Here is a 17,324-nt window from a genome sequence, read left to right as displayed (position 1 = left end):
TCGCAATCTGCCCGCCCGGAGAGATCGATATGACGGCCATTTCGTTGAAGCCGCCGGTGACGGCCCGCGACGACATCATCCGCTTTGAAGGCATCGTCAAGCATTTCGGCGGTGCGCAGGCGCTTGCCGGTGCGTCGCTGATCGTCAGGCGCGGCACCATCCACGGTCTCGTCGGCCAGAACGGCGCCGGCAAGTCGACGCTGATCAAACTGCTGGCCGGTCTTCATCAGCCGGATGGCGGCCGGATCGAGATCGAAGGGCAAACATTCGACAGGCTGACACCACATCTTGCCGAAGAGCTCGGTATCCATTTCATTCACCAGGACCGGCTGTTGGTGCCGACCTTCACCGTCGGCGAAGCTCTGTTCCTTGGCCGGGAACCGCGGATATCGGGCACACCGTTCCTCGACCGGCGACTGATGCAACGTCGCGCGTCTGATATTCTCAACGACTATTTCGGTATCCGGTTGCCGAACGCCGCCTTGATCAGCGAATTGTCGACTGCCGAAAAGCAGATCGTGCAAATCACCCGCGCGCTCCTCAATCAGCCGAAGGTGCTCGTCTTCGATGAGCCGACGGCCGCACTGGTGCGCCGCGAGGCCGATATCCTCTTCCGGTTGATCCGCCGTCTGCGCGACGAAGGCGTCACCATCATCTATATCTCGCATTACCTGAACGAAATCGAAGAGCTCTGCGACCACGTCACCGTGCTGCGCAATGGGCTGGACGTCGCCTCCCTGCCGATCGGGGAGACCTCGGCTGGCGCGATTGCGCGGCTGATGGTCGAACGCGACATCAAGGAGATGTTTCCGAAGCCGCAGGTGACGCCCGGCGCGGAAATCCTCAAGGTCGAGCAGCTGTCGGCGCCGGGGAAATATAGCGACATCAGTTTCACGCTTCGCCGCGGCGAGGTGCTTGGCCTCACCGGCCTGCTCGGCTCCGGCGCAAAGGAGCTGGTCCGCACTCTCTTCGGTCTGGAGACCCCGGCTTCCGGCCATATCGAAATCAGTGGCAAGGCTGCCCGTTTCACCAATCCCACCCAGGCGGCCGGCCGCGAGATCGCCCTGGTGCCGGAAGATCGGCGTCGCCACGGCGTCGCGCTCGACCTCAGCGTCGCGGAAAATATCAGTCTTTCCAGCCTTGGCCGCTTCACGCGTTTTGGCTTTCTCGATCGCAGACGCGAACAGCAAGAAGTGGACGCTCTGATTACGCGGCTTCAGGTGAAGACCAATGGGCGGGACGCCCTGCTGCGCACGCTTTCGGGCGGCAACCAGCAGAAGGTGGCCATCGCCAAGTGGCTGAGCCGCCGTTCCGAGGTCTATCTCCTCGACGAGCCGACTGTTGGAGTCGATATCGGCTCCAAGGTCGAGATCTATACGCTGATCGGCGAACTCGCGTCGCGCGGCGCCGGCGTCATCGTGCTGTCTTCGGACCTGCCCGAACTCGTCGGCATCACAGATCGCATCCTCGTGCTCTTCCGCGGCCGCGTGGCGCGGGAATTCATCTCGTCGGAGACCACGGCGGATGCGGTGCTCGCTCAATCGACCGGATCATCCGAGGGACATCGCCATGTCGGCTGAAGTGGAATTCGCGCCTTCCGGTTTTTCCGCTGCGGAACCGCCTCCCCGACGGGCCGGCAATATTGCAGCGACCGCGTTGCGCTTCGGATCGCCGATCGCATTCGCCGCCATCCTGATCATCTTCTCGCTGACCGCACCCTATTTCCTCAGCATCGGCAATATCGGCAATGTGCTTGGCCAATCGGCCATCTCAGGTGTGCTTGCCATCGGTCTGACGATCGTGCTGATCGCCGGCGGCTCCAATGTCGTCACCGGTGGCATCGACCTGTCGCTGGCTGCCAATATGGGTCTCAGCGCCGCCGTCTATGCGAGCCTGACGCAGCTCGGCTACGGCGATGCGGCGGCAATTGCCGCGACAATCTTGACCGGTGCCCTGATCGGCACGGTCAATGCCATTGCCGTTGTCTATGCCGGCATCGTGCCGCTGCTGGCCACGCTTGCCGTCATGAACGTCGTCGCCGGCCTGGAGTTGGTGCTGACCGGCAATACCGTCCTGCCCGCCTCGACACCATTCCTGTCGGCGCTTTCCGCCTCGGATCCTTTCGGCATCCCGGTTCTTGCCTATGTGCTCCTCGGCTTCACGGCCATCACCACGGCGATCGTTCAATATACTCCGCTCGGCCTGCGTCTCTACGCCGTCGGTGAGTTTCCGGATGCGGCGCGTGCCGCCGGTCTGCCGCTTCGCCGGCTGCTGGCCGGCGCCTTCCTCGCCAGCGGCGTCTCGGGCGGCATCGCAGGCATCCTGTCGGTTTCCTATCTGAGCGGCAGCACGACCGGCGCCGGCGAGATGCTATTGCCCGTCGTCGTGACGGCCCTCCTCGGCTCGGTCTTTTCGCGCCGGCTGGTTCCGACGATCACCGGGACGCTGCTTTCGGCCCTTTTGGTCGGCTTCCTGGTCAATGGTTTCCAGCTGCTGAACATTTCGAGCACGCTGGTCAGCGGCGTCCAGGGCGTGCTCATTCTCATCGTCGTTTCTGCGACCACGCTGCTGCGCCGGCAGGAGGCCTGACCATGTCGCTCCAGACCCCTCCCCCCGCCAGCATCGACTTGCCGCGTCTCATCGCCGGCGGCCTGGTGCGCTATGGGCTGATCCTCGCCCTGGTTGCGGTGTTTGCCGCCTTCTCCGTGGCAACCCCGACTTTCCTGACGCCTGCCAACCTGCAGAGCATTCTGGTCAACAATTTCACGCTGCTGGCTATCGTCTCGGTCGCCATGACCTTCGCCGTCGCATCGGGTGGCATCGATCTTTCGGTGGGAACGGCAATGGATTTTGCCAGCTTCGCCTTCGTTTCGCTCGTCGTCGCCGGGCAGCCGGTGGCAGTCGCCGCCCTCGCGGGACTGGCCGCCGGAGCGTTCGTCGGCGCCTTCAACGCGCTCTTGATTTCCGGGATCGGCGTGTCGCCGTTCCTCGCCACGCTCGGCACCCTGTTCATCGGCCGCAGCGTTCAGCAGTTGCTGACCAATGGCGGCAATCCGGTCTATTTGCCGCCGAACGGCGTGCCGGAAGCCTTCCGTTTTCTCGGCCACGGCACGATCGCCGGCTTTCCGGTGCCGCTTGCCGCCGCCATCGTCGTCATCGCGGCCGCTGCCGTTGTTTTTGCCCGCACGCGTTTCGGCCGCGTCATCCTGTCGATCGGCATCCAGCCGGGCGTCGTGCGCTATTCCGGCATCGCCGCGCCGGCCCATGTCGCGGTGACTTTCATCCTGGTCGGGTTGATCGCGGCAATCGCCGGCCTGATCCTGACCGCAACCGTCACCACCTACATCCCCTCCTCGGGCAATGCCTTCCTGCTCAATGCCATCGGCGCGACCTTCATCGGCACCACGCTCAGCCCGCTCGGACGGCCGAATGTCGGCGGCACCGTTCTCGGCGCGCTGCTGCTCAGCATCGTCGCCAATGGCTTGCTGCTGACCGATCTGAATTTCTACTGGCAGCAGGTCGGCACGGGAACGCTGATCTTCGCCGTGCTCGCCCTGAGCTTCATCAATAGAAAGGCCGCCGGCGCGTAAGTGCCGGAAGCGGCTCTATCCCGCGGAGGCGTCCGAAATCATTCTGGATACGGCATTCTTCCAGCCGATGATCTTCGTTTGCCGCTCGGTCTCATCCATCGAAGGGCTGAAGCGGCGGTCGCAGGCCCAGGCCTGCGCAAAATCCCGCTTGCCGGGCCAGATGCCGGCTTTCGAGCCGGCAAGCCAGGCTGCGCCCAGCGCCGTCGTCTCGCGGATCGCCGACCGGTCGACAGGATTTCCGGTCATGTCGGCCAGGCACTGCATCGTCCAATCCGAAGCCGCCATGCCGCCATCGACGCGCAGCACCGTTTCCAGCTGGTTGACGCCCCAGTCCTTCTTCATCGCCACCAGCAGGTCGAGCGTCTGGTAGGCGACGGATTCAAGCACCGCGCGGGCAAATTCCGCCGGCCCGCTGTTTCGCGTCAGACCGAAGATCGCGCCGCGCGCAGCCGGATCCCAATAGGGGGCGCCGAGGCCGGTGAAGGCCGGAACGATGTAGACCTGCTGTCCGGGATCGGCCTTGGCGGCAAGCACTCCCGCCTCCGACGCCTGGTCGATAATGCCGAGGCCGTCGCGCAGCCATTGCACGGCGGCGCCGGCGATGAAGATCGAGCCTTCGAGCGCATAGGTCGTCTCGCCGTCGAGCCGGCAGGCGATCGTCGTCAGCATCCGGTTGGAGGAGGAAACACGATCCCGGCCGGTGTTCAACAGGGCAAAGCAGCCGGTGCCATAGGTGGATTTCATCATGCCGGGCTCGAAGCAGGCGTTGCCCATCGCCGCTGCCTGCTGGTCGCCGGCGACCCCGAGGATCGGAAGTTCCGCGCCGAACAGCGCCTTGTCGACGCGGCCGAAATCATCGGCGCATTCCCTGACGTCAGGAAGCATGGCGGCCGGAATGCGGAGAATGCCGAGAAGCTCCTCATCCCAGGCACCGTCATCGATATTGTAGAGCAGCGTCCTCGATGCATTGGTCGCATCGGTGGCATGCACGCGTCCACCAGTCAGATTGTAGATCAGCCAGCTGTCGATCGTGCCGAAGCAGACATCGCCCACTTCCGCCTTCTCACGCAGGCCATCGACATTGTCGAGCAGCCAGCGCAGCTTCGTTCCGGAGAAATAGGGGTCGAGCAGCAGCCCGGTCTTGGCGCTGAACAGCTTCTCGTATCCATCGGCCTTCAGGCTCTCGCACATCTCGGCCGTGCGCCTGTCCTGCCAGACGATCGCGTGGTGAAGCGGTGTCCCGGACCTGCGATCCCAGACGACCGCCGTCTCGCGCTGATTAGTAATGCCGATCGCGGCAATGTCGGCGGCATCAAGTCCGGCATCGGCGATCGCCTTGCGCACAGTATCGACGACGGACTGCCAGATTTCGGCAGCGTCATGCTCCACCCATCCGGGCTGCGGATAATATTGAGTGATCTCCGCCTGCGCCGAGCCGGCCATTTTCATGTCGCTGTCGAAGACGATCGCGCGCGAGGAGGTCGTGCCCTGGTCGATTGAAAGAATATAGCCGCTCATATCCGTCTCCGGCTCGCGCGAAACCGCTCCTGCCGAGGACAGCAGGACGCGGACGTTTCATGAGAGAAAGATTGTGGGTGCCACCGGCTTGTTGCCGGTGGCAGGAAGTGATGGCCGGAAGCCCCGTCGCTTCCGGCCTGGTCCGCCTTACTTCGACTGCCAGCTCTTGACGAGTTCGTCGTAGTTGACCGTGACCGGCTTTTCCTTCTCGTTCTCGATCTTCAGCTGCGGCGCAAGGTTGCCCTTCTTCACCGCATCCGCGTTCCAGTAAGCGAGATCATGCTCTTCGGCGAGTTTCGGGCCGATATCACCCTGGACGCCCGATTTCTCGATACGGCCCATGACCTTCTCCTGCTCGCCGCAAAGAGAATCCATGGCTTCCTGCGGTGTCTTGGCGCCGGCAGCGGCGTCACCGATAGCCTGCCACCAAAGCTGAGCCAGCTTCGGATAGTCGGGAACGTTGGTACCGGTTGGCGACCACTGGACGCGGGCTGGCGAACGATAGAACTCGATCAGGCCGCCGAGCTTCGGAGCGCGCTCCGTAAAGCTCTTGTCGCGAATGGTGGATTCGCGGATGAAGGTGAGACCGAGCTGGCTCTTCTTCACGTCAACCGTCTTGGAGGTCACGAACTGTGCATAGAGCCACGCGGCCTTTGCACGGTCCGTCGGGGTCGATTTCATCAGCGTCCAGGAACCGACGTCCTGATAGCCAAGCTTCATGCCGTCTTTCCAGTAAACGCCATGCGGGCTCGGTGCCATGCGCCATTTCGGCGTACCGTCTTCGTTCATGACAGGCAGGCCAGGCTTGACCATGTCTGCGGTGAACGCCGTGTACCAGAAGATCTGCTGCGCGACATTACCCTGCGCCGGCACCGGACCGGATTCCGAGAAGGTCATGCCCTGAGCTTCCGGCGGTGCGTACGCCTTCAACCAATCGAGATACTTCTGGATCGAATAGACCGATGCAGGGCCGTTGGTATCGCCGCCACGCGCGACGCACGAACCGACGGGACGCGAATTCTCGTCGACTTTGATACCCCATTCATCGACCGGAAGACCGTTCGGCAGACCCTTGTCACCATTGCCGGCCATCGACAGCCAGGCGTCGGTGAAGCGCCAGCCGAGCGACGGGTCCTTCTTGCCGTAATCCATATGGCCGAAGACCTTCTTGCCGTTGACGTCACGGCCGGTAAAGAATTCGGCAATGTCCTCGTAGGCCGACCAGTTGACCGGAACGCCGAGATCGTAGCCGTATTTCGCCTTGAAATCGGCCTTGTTCTTCTCGTCGTTGAACCAGTCGTAACGGAACCAGTAGAGGTTGGCGAACTGCTGGTCGGGAAGCTGGTAGAGCTTCTTGTCCGGCGCTGTCGTGAACTTGGTGCCGATGAAGTCGTCGATATCGAGGCCGGGGTTGGTAACGTCCTTGCCTTCGCCGGCCATCCAGTCGGTCAGGTTGCGCACCTGCTGATAGCGCCAGTGGGTGCCGATCAAGTCGGAGTCGTTGACCCAGCCGTCATAAAGGTTCTGCCCGGTCTGCATCTGCGTCTGGATCTTCTCGACAACGTCACCCTCTTGAATGACGTCGTGCGTGACTTTTATCCCGGTAATCGCAGTAAAGGCCGGAGCTAGAACCTCGGACTCATACTTGTGGGTGGTCAAGGTTTCCGAAACAACCTTGATGTCCATCCCCTGGAAAGGCTTCGCAGCATCGATGAACCATTGCATTTCCTTTTCCTGGTCGGCGCGAGAGAGCGTCGACACGTCGCCGATCTCTTTATCCAGAAAAGTCTTTGCCTCGTCCATGCCGGCATAGGCCGACCCGGTCATGGCCAGCAGCACGGCTGCTGTCGTCGTCAATAAATGCCTTCGCATGATATCCTCCCAGGGTTTTGCGATTGCAGTCTTCACGTCTCAGGCGGCCAGAAAAACCCTGGCCATCTGCATCAGTTTGCCTCACACGTAACGGAATACGCCAACGGCGTAGACAACGGAGAGAGCGAGAGCCCACCAGAGGCTTGATCCAGCGAGACCAAGCCAGGCAAGATGGATAAAGGCGCTGCCGAGCAGCGAAAGGAAAAGCCGGTCACCGCGCGTCGTCTCGAAGCGCAGGATTCCGATCCGGGGATTGCCGCCCGGAGCGGCGTATTCCCAGACCCCCATGCCGATCAGCAGCAATGCGATGACGACGAAGAAAGTGGCCGTCGGCCAGGTCCATGCCATCCATGAAAAATCGGGAAACGAAAAGCTCATCAAACCCTCCCCAGGGCGAAGCCCTTGGCGATGTAATTGCGCACAAACCAGATCACCAGCGCTCCTGGGATCAAGGTCAGAACACCGGCGGCGGCGAGCAGGCCCCAATCCATGCCGGATGCAGAGACGGTACGGGTCATGGTGGCAGCGATCGGCTTTGCGTCGGTCGTCGTCAGCGTTCGTGCGATCAGCAACTCGACCCAGGAGAACATGAAGCAGAAGAAGCAGGCGACACCTATGCCGCTCGCAATCAGCGGCGTGAAGATCTTCAGGAAAAAGCGCGGGAACGAATAGCCATCGATATAGGCCGTTTCGTCGATTTCCTTCGGCACGCCGGACATGAAGCCTTCAAGGATCCAGACCGCAAGCGGCACGTTGAAGAGGCAATGCGCCAATGCCACCGCGATGTGCGTATCGATCAGTCCAAAGGCTGAGTAGAGCTGGAAGAACGGCAGGGCAAAGACCGCCGGCGGCGCCATCCGGTTCGTCAGCAACCAGAAGAAAAGATGCTTGTCACCAAGGAACCGATAACGGGAGAAGGCATAGGCCGCCGGCAGCGCGGCTGCCACCGAGATCACCATGTTAATCACGACATAGGTGATTGAATTGATGTAGCCGGAATACCAGGCCTTCTCCGTGAAGATCGTTACGTAATTGGCGATCGTCGGCTTATGAGGATAAAGCGTCAGAGAATTGACGATTTCCGCGTTGGTCTTGAAGCTCATATTAACAAGCCAATAGATCGGCAGCAGGAGCACAATGATATAGATCGTCGGAACCACCCACCACCAGCGCGATTCCTCGCCGCGCCGGCGCATCAGACGGCTGACTTCATCGGAGGAGAGACCGCTTGCGACACTGGTAGCGCCAGAGATTTTTCGGCTCGCTGTCGTTTCGTTGGAGGCGCTCATTTCAATTCTCCGCGTCGTGGCTTGTCATGACGGTGTAGAACACCCACGAAAGCAGCAGGATGATCAGGAAATAGACCAGCGACATGGCAGCGGCCGGACCGAGGTCAAACTGTCCGAGGGCGGTCTTGACCAGATCGATCGACAGGAAAGTGGTCGCGTTGCCGGGACCGCCACCAGTGACGACAAAAGGCTCGGTGTAGATCATGAAACTATCCATGAAACGCAGCAGCACGGCGATCAGAAGAACGCGCTTCATCTTTGGCAGCTGGATATAGCGGAACACAGCCCAACGAGACGCACCGTCGATCTTGGCTGCCTGATAGAAAGCGTCCGGAATGGAAACGAGGCCTGCATAGCAAAGCAAGACGACCAGGCTCGTCCAGTGCCAGACATCCATGATGATGATCGTCACCCAGGCGTCGAACGGATCCTGCACATAGTTGTAATCGATGCCGATGGCATTGATGTAATAGCCAAACAAACCAATGTCGTTGCGGCCGAACACCTGCCAGATCGTGCCGACAACGTTCCACGGGATCAGCAGTGGTAGCGCCATCAGAACCAGGCACACCGGCACGCCGATGCCCGATTTCGGCATGTTGAGCGCAATGAAGATACCAAGCGGGATCTCAAGAGCGAGAATGATCAACGAAAAAATCAGGTTTCGCTGTAGAGCGGCCCAGAATCGGTCGGAATGCAGGATTTCGGTAAACCAGTCAGTTCCGTTCCAGAAGAACTGGTTGTTTCCGAAAGTGTCCTGAACGGAATAGTTCACAACCGTCATCAAGGGAATGACGGCCGAGAATGCCACCAGCACGAGGACCGGCAGGACCAGAAACCACGCTTTGTTGTTCCAGGTTTTTTCCATCATCAAGCCTCCGGTCCGGCGCGCCAAGAGTCGGCATAGATACTGATACCCGATGGCTCGAAGGTCACCCGCGGATCAGCCGGAATGTCCTCGTCCTCAGGGACGACGATCGCGATCGGCTGGCCGGCAAACTGCGCGCGGACGATCTTCTGCCGGCCGATATCTTCCACCTTGCTGACGGTCACAGGCATGCCCTCGCGGCCGACCCGAATAAACTCGGGCCGGATTCCAAGCTCTACCTTGGCCGCTGCCGAAGTCTTTGGCGCATAGTCGAGCGTCAGCGCATGCTCGCCGACCCGAACCGTGCGGCCTTCCACCTTGGCTGGCATGAAGTTCATGCCCGGAGAACCGATGAAGTAGCCGACGAAGGTATGACTCGGACGCTCGAAGAGCTCGGCCGGCGTGCCGATCTGCACGATCTCGCCATCGTACATCACCACGACTTTGTCGGCGAAGGTCAGCGCCTCCGTCTGGTCATGCGTGACATAGACCATGGTAAAACCGAACTGCTTATGCAGCCGCTTCAGCTGCGATCGCAGTACCCATTTCATATGCGGATCGATAACAGTGAGCGGCTCGTCAAAGAGAATCGCGTTCACATCCGAGCGCACGAGGCCGCGGCCGAGCGAAATCTTCTGCTTTTGGTCCGCCGTCAAACCGCGCGCGCGACGCTTGGCCCAATCTGCAAGATCAATCATCTCCAATATTTCGCGGACACGACGATCAACATCAGGCTCCGCGACTCCGCGGTTTCGCAAGGGGAAAGCCAGATTGTCATAGACAGTCATCGTGTCGTAGATGACCGGAAACTGGAATACCTGCGCAATATTTCGCTGCTGCGTCGGCAGGTTCGTAACATCCTGTCCGTCAAAGAGAATTCGCCCTTCGGAGGGCTGAATAAGGCCCGAAATGATATTGAGCAGCGAGGTCTTTCCGCAGCCTGAAGGTCCGAGCAGCGCATAGGCACCGCCATCGTTCCACTCGTGGTGCACTTCCTTGAGAGCGTAGTCCTTCTCGCTCTTCGGGTTCGGCCCATAGGCATGTCGAATATGATCGAGGGTGATACGTGCCATGATCTTCTCCTAGCCCCTCTGCCTAGCAGTGGTGATCGCCCGGCCGTCCGCGCCGAACGCCATAAGGTGGCGCGTATCGATGAAAACGGAGAGATCCGTGTCCGGGTCGACATTGAGGATGCCGTGCGCAAGCATCACCCAGCGGGTGTCGGCAAATTGCAGATGCACGAAACTTTCCGACCCGGTGATCTCCGAAATCTGTGTCCGTGCTGTCAGCCGCGCCGAATCAGCCGTCTGGGCGGTTGGTGCAAGATGATGGGGGTGAAACGCGATCGTTGCCGGCCCGTCTGGCACATTCTGAAGATGCCGCGGCACGGCAAAAATCACAGCGCCGTCGCGCAGGAAATTGCCTGCCGATTTGATTAGATCAATAAAATTCAGCGGCGGATCGGCAAAGGTTTTCGCCGTCGTCAGATCGAGCGGATTGCGATAGACCTCGACCGTCGGGCCAAACTGGGTGATCCGGCCCTCGCTGAGCGTTGCCGTATTGCCGCCCAGCAACAAGGCTTCGGAGGGTTCCGTCGTGGCATAAACGAAGATCGCGCCGGACTGGGCGAAAATGCGCGGCAATTCCTGCCGCAGTTCCTCGCGCAGCTTGTAGTCGAGGTTGGCCAGCGGCTCGTCCATCAAAACAAGGCTCGCATTCTTCACGAGTGCACGGGCAAGCGCCGTGCGCTGCTGCTGGCCGCCCGAGAGGTTAAGCGGCGTGCGATCGAGATAAGGCCCGAGTTTCAGAAGTTCGGCAGCCTTGCGTACCTCCAGATCGATGATCTTGGCATCCTTGCCGGCAATCCGCAGCGGCGAGGCAATATTCTCGTAGACCGTCAATGCCGGATAATTGATGAACTGTTGGTAGACCATGGCGACGTTGCGCTTCTGCACCGGCATGCCGGTGACGTCAGTGCCGTCGAAATGGATGGAGCCGCCTGTGGGACGGTCAAGCCCCGCCATCAGTCGCATCAGCGACGTTTTACCCGCGAGCGTCGGCCCGAGCAGGACGTTCAGCGTGCCCCGCTCGAGAACCAGATCGGTCGGATAGATATGATAATCCGCGCCCACCATCTTGGCGGCGTTTCGCAATTCCAGCATTCCGATTCCCGTGCCTCCACGCAGCGGGGACCACATGGCTCCTACCCGGCCATCGCCGGCATGGCAGCCATGTACTCCTCCAGTGACTGGGCCTGCTCTTTCGAAAGGCGCAGACCATCCTTTGTTCTCCTCCACAGCACGTCTTCGGCGTGCCGGGCCCATTCATGTTCGACGAGATAGGTGACCTCTGCCTCGTAGAGATCGCCACCGAACAGCCGTCCGAGATCATCGATGCCGCTGGCATCGCCAAGCAGCGCCTCGGCCCTGGTGCCATAGCGGCGCACCAGCCTGCGGGCATGCCGATCGGCGAGGAACGAATAACGCCGCTTCAGCTTGGCGACCTCCGCCTCGTAACCCTTGACCGCGAAGTCGCCACCCGGCAGATGGCTTTTGGCCGTCCACGGGGCGCCTTTGGCGCCGATCGCAGCGCCGATCTTCTCCAGCGCATGTTCGGAAAGCCGGCGATAGGTGGTGAGCTTGCCGCCGAAGACGTTGAGCAGCGGCGCCGCGGCACCTTCGCCTTCCAGCTTCAGCACATAGTCGCGCGTCGCCTCCTGCGCCTTCGAGGCGCCGTCGTCATACAGCGGCCTGACGGCCGAATAGGTCCAGACGATATCCTCCGGCCTGACGGGCTCCTTGAAATATTCCGACGCCGCATTGCAGAGGTAGACCGTCTCCTCCTCCGAAATCCTGACATCCCTCGGATCGGCGGTGTAGTCGCGGTCGGTGGTACCGATCAGGGTAAAGTCGCCCTCGTAGGGGATGGCGAAGATGATGCGGTTGTCAGGATTCTGGAAGAAATAGGCTCTCGCATCGTCGAACTTCTTCTTCACGACGATATGGCTGCCCTGGACGAGGCGGACGTGGTGGGCTTCGTTCTGGCCGAAGGCGGAACGGATGACATGGTCGACCCAAGGACCGGCGGCATTGACCAGCATGCGGGCCTGATGGCTGTCATTGCGGCTAGTGACGGTATCGGTGGTCTCTATATGCCACAGGCCATTCTCGCGCCTTGCCGACACCACCTTGGTGCGCGGCATGATGGTCGCGCCTTTGTCGGCGGCGTCGCGGGCGTTCAGCACAACCATGCGGGCATCGTCGACCCAGCCGTCGGAATATTCGAAGGCCTTGGAAAACAGCGCCTTCAGCGGCCTGCCGGCCGGATCGCTGCGCATGTCGAGAACGGATGTCGGCGGCAGCAGCTTACGGCCGCCGAGATGGTCGTAGAGGAAGAGGCCGAGCCGGATCAGCCAGGCCGGACGGATGCCGCCCTTGTGGTAGGGCAGCACGAAACGCAGCGGCCAGATGATGTGCGGCGCCATCGCCCAGAGAATCTCGCGCTCCATCAGCGATTCACGCACCAGGCGAAATTCGTAATGCTCGAGGTAACGCAGGCCGCCATGGATCAACTTGGTGGCGCCCGACGAGGTACCCGAAGCAAAATCGTTCATCTCGGCCAATGCGACGGAATAACCCCGCCCCACAGCATCACGCGCGATCCCGCAGCCGTTGATGCCGCCGCCGATGACGAATATGTCGTGAATCTCCCGGCTCATTCCCCCTCCGAGACTGCCATTGATTTCGCATCGCACAAAACTTGCGCAATTGCGAAAGTAACATCAGTTAAAACGAAAGGAATACGAATGTCAAACGAATGTTTGTGAGGGTCGTTGTCTAGCGAAATCTGCCGTTCGTTTCGATCAGTTTCACATTGTTTTCGAGGCATAGATTGCGGATCGAGGGCACCGGACAGTGATCGGTGATGAAGGTATGAACCTGGGAAAGCTGGCCGATCCTGACCGGTGCGGTGCGTTCGAATTTCGTCGAATCGGCAACGAGAATGACATGTCGGGCATTGGCGATGATGGCTTGGGCAACCTTCACTTCGCGAAAATCATAGTCGAGAAGCGCGCCGTCGATATCGATCGCCGAAGCGCCGATCACGGCGTAATCGACCTTGAACTGGCGGATGAAATCGACGGCCGCCTCACCGACGATCCCGCCGTCCGAGCCGCGCACCACCCCGCCGGCAATGACGACCTCGATCGCCGGAAAAAGACGCAAGCGATTGGCAACATTGATATTGTTGGTGATCACCATCAGCTCGTGATGGTCGGCGAGCGCCTCGCCTACCGCCTCGGTCGTCGTTCCGATATTGATGAAGAGTGAGGCCCCGCTCGGGATCAGTTCGACCGCGGCAATGCCGATCGCCTGCTTCTCGGAAGCGGCGATCTGCCGCCGCGCCTCGTATTTGACGTTCTCTGTCCCGCTCGGGAAGGTGGCGCCGCCATGGATGCGGGTCAGCACCTGCGCATCGCAGAGATCGTTCAGGTCCTTGCGGATCGTCTGCGGCGTCACCGAAAAGCGGGAGGCGAGCTCTTCGACCAGCACCCTTCCGCTCGTTTTCGCAATCGCGACGATTTCGGTTTGCCGGTCGGTCAAGAACATGAGCGTGTGCCTTTCGATCTGCTTTCGTTTTAAAGAAAGCGAACGGCGGCGCAATGCCTAACTGTTTGCCGGGCCGCCTTCACGGCCCGAATTTGCCGCTACCGCTTCCGCATCACGTTGACGATCAGCACGCCGAGGATTGCCATGACGCCACCAACCGCGCCGAGCGCCGTCGGCGTTTCGCCCAGCCAGACAAACCCGATCAGCGTGGCGACCGGCGGAACGCCGTAAAGAAAATTCGAGGCGCGGGCCGCCGTCAGCCGCTTCAGGGCGATCGCCCATGTGAGGTAGCCGATCGCGGTGGGGAAGATAACGAGATAGCCAACGCCCCAGTTCACCTCCGCCGGTGCGGCGGCCAGCGCCTGAATCGTCGCCGGGACGGCCGGAAACAGTGGCACGGAACCGATGAGCAGGATCCAGGCAGTGACAGCAAGTGCCGGCAACCGTCCGAGCAGCGGCTTCTGCAGCACGCTGGCGATCGCCGAGCAGAGCGCTGCGCCAAGGATGAGGACAGCGTTCGGATCGAGCTTGAAGCCGCCGTCGGAGGCGACCGCAATCAGCGCCACGCCGCCGAACGAAACCGCGGTGCCCGCCCAGCCCCAGCGGCCGAAGCGCTCGCCGAGCGCGAATGTGGCGATGAGGGCGGTGAAGACGGGCATGGTGTTGATGATGAAGCTCGCCGGTCCTGCCGCAACGGTCTGCTCGCCGGTGTTCAGCAGAACCGCATAGGCGGCGATGAAGAGCACGGCGGCAACGGAGAGGCGGAAAAAATCGCGTTTTTCCGGCATCGGCCGATAGATGACGAGATAGACGAGGGCGATGGCGCCGGCTGCCACATAACGCGCCGTCGCCAGTTCGATCGGCGTCAGTGGTCCAAGACAGATGCGGATCACCACGAAGGAGGAAGCCCAGGAGAGGATGGTGACCACGATCGCCGCAAAGGCCACCAGATCGAACCCGCCTTGCTGTTTCGTCGAAACCGGTGCGCTTGCCGCCATGCTCATTTTCACCTCCATATGTTCCTGCGACAGTGAGTAGGCCTTCGATGCGTGCTTGAAAAGCATCGCAATCGATGATCAAATGTGCGTATGGTTCACAGCTCGCCAGTGCTTCCGCCGCTCGATACGCTCGAGACCTTTGCCCGCGCCGCCCGGCTCGGATCGTTTTCGGCCGCCGCTGAGGAAAGCGGCATCACCCACGGCGCGGTGTCGCGGCAGGTCTCGCGCCTGGAACGCTGGATGGGCGTGCGCCTGTTTGCGCGCGAAGCCCGGGGCGTGCGCCTGACGCCGGAAGGCATGCGGTTTTTCGCGCGGGCCGAAGAAGCACTTACGCTGCTCGGCAATAGCGGCGAACGCTGGCTGCCTCGCCGCAACAAGGCGGTGGTTCGCCTTTCGGTGACGCCCTCTGTCGCCTCTCTATGGTTGTTTCAGCGCCTGCCGAAGCTCGAAGGAAACGAGCTGCATGTCGAGCTGACGCTCGAACACCGGCTGGCGGATTTCGGCGAAGGCACGGATCTTGCCATTCGCTGCGGCAAGGGACCGTGGGCCGGCGTGCGCGCCCTACCGCTCTGGCAGGAGAAATCGTTTCCGATCGCCGCCCCGGCGTTGGCGGAGCGGCTCGGGCAGCGCTCCGATGCCTCGGCGCTGCTCGATCTGCCGATCCTGCACGATTCGAATATTGAAGGCTGGCGGCGCTGGCTCTCTCGTGAGGGCGTCGACTATATACCGCGCGGCCACGATCGGCGCTTCGAGGACTACAATCTTGTGATCGATGCCTGCGCGCAAGGCCTCGGGATCGCGCTCGCGCGGCCACCGCTATCGGATGCCGCGATGGCCACCGGACGCGTCGTCGCTGTATCGGAGCGGACGCTCGACTATCATGTGGCCTTTCATCTGATTAGACCGGACGAGGCACTGAGAAGCCCTGCTATCGAATTCGCTAGCCGCTTCCTGCGCGAGGCCGGCCACGACGAGGCGACGATCGCTACTTTTATCGCACCCGGCCGAGCGAAAGCGTAGGCGGAAAGCTGGCGGCGGCCCCGGCGATCGCCGGTCGCTATTCCGCCGAAAACTTCAGGCGCATTTCCTTCGCCAGTTCGAAACCAGTGGCCCGATAGACGTGCTCGCCGGCATCCGAGGCATGGATGACAGCGGTCGTGCAGCCGATCGATTTTAGATAGTCGACAGCCTTGTTGGTCAACGCCAGTCCGATGCCGCGCCGGCGGAAGGCGTCGGCAACATAGACGGACCAGATGTAACCGTGCAGCCGCTGTTCCGGCTGAATAACCTCCGGAAACGGCGATTGGTGCAGCTGGCAGGATGCTGAACCGGCGATGTCGCCGTCGACGATGGCAAGGAACGAGGTCAGGCGGCGCTCTTCGCGACCGCTTCTGATGAAAGATAAAATCCGCGCCGCCGCATCAGGCCTGTAATGTTCCGGTGGTGTGCCGTAGCTGTCCCAGATCTTCAGATAGTGCCCAACCAGGATCTCGTCCTCGCTGGGCGTTGACATTCGAATATCCATCATGTCGTGATCCGGCTTGGGCATGCGAGGGTGCAAAATCTTGCCTCGGACGAGATGACGTCCCCTGCCGCGACGCGGCAGGGGACGTCACAAGGCCATATCAATTCGCTGGTGTAAGCGTCATCGAGGCGCTGCCGGCCGCAACGTTGAGGCCGAGCTGACCGGTCAGGCTGACCGTCTGCAGATGGATCGAGCCGGAGGTGCCGCCAACCAGGAGATTGGCGCCGACACCGGCGCCGAGCGTCGCTTCGGCGGTGGCGCCGACGTAGAGGCCGGCGAGCGATCCGCGGTGATAGCCGGCCGTCGGCGCGAACACGGCCCAGATCAGGCGGCTGCGCGTGGTGAAGCCAAGGTCGATGCCCAGCTTTCTCATTTCACCCGTATAACGATCCGAAAGTTCGTTGCCGACGGTCGACTGGAAGATGCAGTCGGCCTCTTTGGAGGAACCGAGCACGTAACCCGTGCCGCCACCGATATCGCAGGTGAGGTAACCGATCTTCACGCCATTGCGGAGGTCCGGCTCCTCATATGTCCTGGTGCCGAGATCGGCGGCATTGACCGCCCCAGCGCCGACAAACGTCAACGATACCGCGGCAAAAGCCGTCGCAAGAATTTTGTTCATAAGTCTCTCCTTCTCAAATCGTGACGGGAGCATACCCGGCTACTCGCCACCAGATTCGGCAACAGATAACGGACGGAACCGCAAAACGATCCCGAACCGGCATCATTTACGCATCGCATGTCAAAGCGCCTGGGAGGGCGCAAGCGATAAACACGCTTACGGTTCAGCTCCCATTGGGACATTTCGAAGGCATCTTTTCGCGTCATCCGGTTATTTCACGATGTTGTCAGGGATGGTTGCCGGAAAGGCACGATCCTGGTCGCCGTCAACTCTCGACGAGCGGTATCATGCACATCGCAGGCGCCCCTATTTGGATAGTATCGATGATCGCGCAGGTTGCCATGCCGTATAGATAGCTGTACTGTATCGAAGATACTCTCCATGCAGCAGTGCAACTGGAGAGAAACAGCATGATTGCTTGGCATTGCCGCA

At 61.0% G+C, this 17,324-nt stretch carries 16 protein-coding genes; 4 read left to right on the top strand and 12 right to left on the bottom strand.

The genetic code is table 11. From position 1 onward, the window contains the following. The first annotated feature begins 29 nt into the window (after window positions 1-29). From AC245Y_RS31820 to AC245Y_RS31810, 3 genes are read left to right on the top strand one after another with little or no spacing between them, the layout of a single operon-like run. Window positions 30-1,580 (top strand): sugar ABC transporter ATP-binding protein, encoded by a 1,551-nt coding sequence (locus AC245Y_RS31820; RefSeq protein ID WP_017997090.1) that lies wholly within the window; start codon window positions 30-32, stop codon window positions 1,578-1,580. Further along, on the top strand, window positions 1,570-2,589 hold the full coding sequence (locus AC245Y_RS31815; protein WP_017997089.1) for an ABC transporter permease: 1,020 nt from the start codon (window positions 1,570-1,572) through the stop codon (window positions 2,587-2,589). The genes AC245Y_RS31820 and AC245Y_RS31815 overlap by 11 nt, the downstream gene beginning before the upstream one ends. Before the next feature lie 2 nt (window positions 2,590-2,591). Then, entirely contained in the window at window positions 2,592-3,590 is a 999-nt protein-coding gene (locus tag AC245Y_RS31810; protein ID WP_012759890.1) for an ABC transporter permease, read from the top strand. Between the two features lie 15 nt (window positions 3,591-3,605). On the opposite strand, the gene glpK is transcribed toward AC245Y_RS31810, so the two are convergent. The 10 genes from glpK to AC245Y_RS31760 form a co-directional block, all read right to left on the bottom strand. Beyond that, a complete protein-coding gene (gene glpK / locus AC245Y_RS31805; protein WP_017997088.1) occupies window positions 3,606-5,108 on the bottom strand; it encodes a glycerol kinase GlpK in 1,503 nt (500 codons plus the stop codon). 147 nt (window positions 5,109-5,255) lie between these two features. Continuing rightward, window positions 5,256-6,980 carry an ABC transporter substrate-binding protein gene (locus AC245Y_RS31800; RefSeq protein WP_003552212.1) on the bottom strand — a complete coding sequence of 575 codons (1,725 nt, stop codon included), beginning with the start codon at window positions 6,978-6,980 and terminating at the stop codon, window positions 5,256-5,258. Window positions 6,981-7,061: 81 nt separating this feature from the next. After that, the gene (locus AC245Y_RS31795) at window positions 7,062-7,358 is read right to left on the bottom strand and encodes a DUF2160 domain-containing protein (protein WP_017997087.1); all 297 of its coding nucleotides are present in this window, start codon (window positions 7,356-7,358) and stop codon (window positions 7,062-7,064) included. Next, the gene (locus AC245Y_RS31790; RefSeq protein ID WP_017997086.1) at window positions 7,358-8,269 is read right to left on the bottom strand and encodes a carbohydrate ABC transporter permease; all 912 of its coding nucleotides are present in this window, start codon (window positions 8,267-8,269) and stop codon (window positions 7,358-7,360) included. Before AC245Y_RS31790 ends, AC245Y_RS31795 begins: the two co-directional genes overlap by 1 nt. 1 nt (window position 8,270) lies before the next feature. Then, window positions 8,271-9,137, bottom strand: a complete 867-nt coding sequence (locus AC245Y_RS31785; protein ID WP_012759894.1) for a carbohydrate ABC transporter permease — start codon at window positions 9,135-9,137, stop codon at window positions 8,271-8,273. Window positions 9,138-9,139: 2 nt separating this feature from the next. Further along, entirely contained in the window at window positions 9,140-10,210 is a 1,071-nt protein-coding gene (locus tag AC245Y_RS31780; RefSeq protein WP_017997084.1) for an ABC transporter ATP-binding protein, read from the bottom strand. Window positions 10,211-10,219: 9 nt separating this feature from the next. Beyond that, window positions 10,220-11,299: an ABC transporter ATP-binding protein gene (locus AC245Y_RS31775; RefSeq protein ID WP_017997083.1), complete on the bottom strand. Its 1,080-nt coding sequence runs from the start codon at window positions 11,297-11,299 to the stop codon at window positions 10,220-10,222. 41 nt (window positions 11,300-11,340) lie between these two features. After that, window positions 11,341-12,855, bottom strand: coding sequence for a glycerol-3-phosphate dehydrogenase (glpD, locus tag AC245Y_RS31770; RefSeq protein WP_017997082.1), 1,515 nt, complete (start codon window positions 12,853-12,855; stop codon window positions 11,341-11,343). A gap of 118 nt (window positions 12,856-12,973) precedes the next feature. Then, entirely contained in the window at window positions 12,974-13,747 is a 774-nt protein-coding gene (locus tag AC245Y_RS31765; RefSeq protein ID WP_017997081.1) for a DeoR/GlpR family DNA-binding transcription regulator, read from the bottom strand. 98 nt (window positions 13,748-13,845) lie between these two features. Then, window positions 13,846-14,763, bottom strand: coding sequence for a DMT family transporter (locus AC245Y_RS31760; RefSeq protein ID WP_026157685.1), 918 nt, complete (start codon window positions 14,761-14,763; stop codon window positions 13,846-13,848). A 72-nt stretch (window positions 14,764-14,835) separates the two neighbouring features. On the opposite strand from AC245Y_RS31760, the gene AC245Y_RS31755 reads away from it, so the two are divergent. Continuing rightward, on the top strand, window positions 14,836-15,765 hold the full coding sequence (locus tag AC245Y_RS31755) for a LysR substrate-binding domain-containing protein (RefSeq protein ID WP_017997079.1): 930 nt from the start codon (window positions 14,836-14,838) through the stop codon (window positions 15,763-15,765). A 37-nt stretch (window positions 15,766-15,802) separates the two neighbouring features. Here the strand turns inward: AC245Y_RS31755 and AC245Y_RS31750 are convergent, their stop codons facing one another. Further along, window positions 15,803-16,294: a GNAT family N-acetyltransferase gene (locus tag AC245Y_RS31750; protein ID WP_017997078.1), complete on the bottom strand. Its 492-nt coding sequence runs from the start codon at window positions 16,292-16,294 to the stop codon at window positions 15,803-15,805. 76 nt (window positions 16,295-16,370) lie between these two features. Beyond that, window positions 16,371-16,892 (bottom strand): DUF992 domain-containing protein, encoded by a 522-nt coding sequence (locus AC245Y_RS31745; RefSeq protein ID WP_017957594.1) that lies wholly within the window; start codon window positions 16,890-16,892, stop codon window positions 16,371-16,373. Window positions 16,893-17,324: the final 432 nt, after the last annotated feature.

Source organism: Rhizobium sp. SRDI943, assembly GCF_057653695.1.
This window is presented reverse-complemented; position numbering and strand designations above follow the sequence as displayed.

Excerpts from the sequence above, each read along its gene's own strand:
- AC245Y_RS31775 (WP_017997083.1), bottom strand. The coding sequence starts at position 11,299 with ATGCTGGAATTGCGAAACGCCGCCAAGATGGTGGGCGCGGATTATCAT.
- AC245Y_RS31785 (WP_012759894.1), bottom strand. The coding sequence starts at position 9,137 with ATGGAAAAAACCTGGAACAACAAAGCGTGGTTTCTGGTCCTGCCGGTC.
- AC245Y_RS31795 (WP_017997087.1), bottom strand. The coding sequence starts at position 7,358 with ATGAGCTTTTCGTTTCCCGATTTTTCATGGATGGCATGGACCTGGCCG.
- AC245Y_RS31815 (WP_017997089.1), top strand. The coding sequence starts at position 1,570 with ATGTCGGCTGAAGTGGAATTCGCGCCTTCCGGTTTTTCCGCTGCGGAA.
- AC245Y_RS31820 (WP_017997090.1), top strand. The coding sequence starts at position 30 with ATGACGGCCATTTCGTTGAAGCCGCCGGTGACGGCCCGCGACGACATC.
- AC245Y_RS31750 (WP_017997078.1), bottom strand. The coding sequence starts at position 16,294 with ATGCCCAAGCCGGATCACGACATGATGGATATTCGAATGTCAACGCCC.
- AC245Y_RS31800 (WP_003552212.1), bottom strand. The coding sequence starts at position 6,980 with ATGCGAAGGCATTTATTGACGACGACAGCAGCCGTGCTGCTGGCCATG.
- AC245Y_RS31790 (WP_017997086.1), bottom strand. The coding sequence starts at position 8,269 with ATGAGCGCCTCCAACGAAACGACAGCGAGCCGAAAAATCTCTGGCGCT.
- AC245Y_RS31810 (WP_012759890.1), top strand. The coding sequence starts at position 2,592 with ATGTCGCTCCAGACCCCTCCCCCCGCCAGCATCGACTTGCCGCGTCTC.
- AC245Y_RS31780 (WP_017997084.1), bottom strand. The coding sequence starts at position 10,210 with ATGGCACGTATCACCCTCGATCATATTCGACATGCCTATGGGCCGAAC.
- AC245Y_RS31765 (WP_017997081.1), bottom strand. The coding sequence starts at position 13,747 with ATGTTCTTGACCGACCGGCAAACCGAAATCGTCGCGATTGCGAAAACG.
- AC245Y_RS31755 (WP_017997079.1), top strand. The coding sequence starts at position 14,836 with ATGGTTCACAGCTCGCCAGTGCTTCCGCCGCTCGATACGCTCGAGACC.
- AC245Y_RS31760 (WP_026157685.1), bottom strand. The coding sequence starts at position 14,763 with ATGGAGGTGAAAATGAGCATGGCGGCAAGCGCACCGGTTTCGACGAAA.
- glpD (WP_017997082.1), bottom strand. The coding sequence starts at position 12,855 with ATGAGCCGGGAGATTCACGACATATTCGTCATCGGCGGCGGCATCAAC.
- glpK (WP_017997088.1), bottom strand. The coding sequence starts at position 5,108 with ATGAGCGGCTATATTCTTTCAATCGACCAGGGCACGACCTCCTCGCGC.
- AC245Y_RS31745 (WP_017957594.1), bottom strand. The coding sequence starts at position 16,892 with ATGAACAAAATTCTTGCGACGGCTTTTGCCGCGGTATCGTTGACGTTT.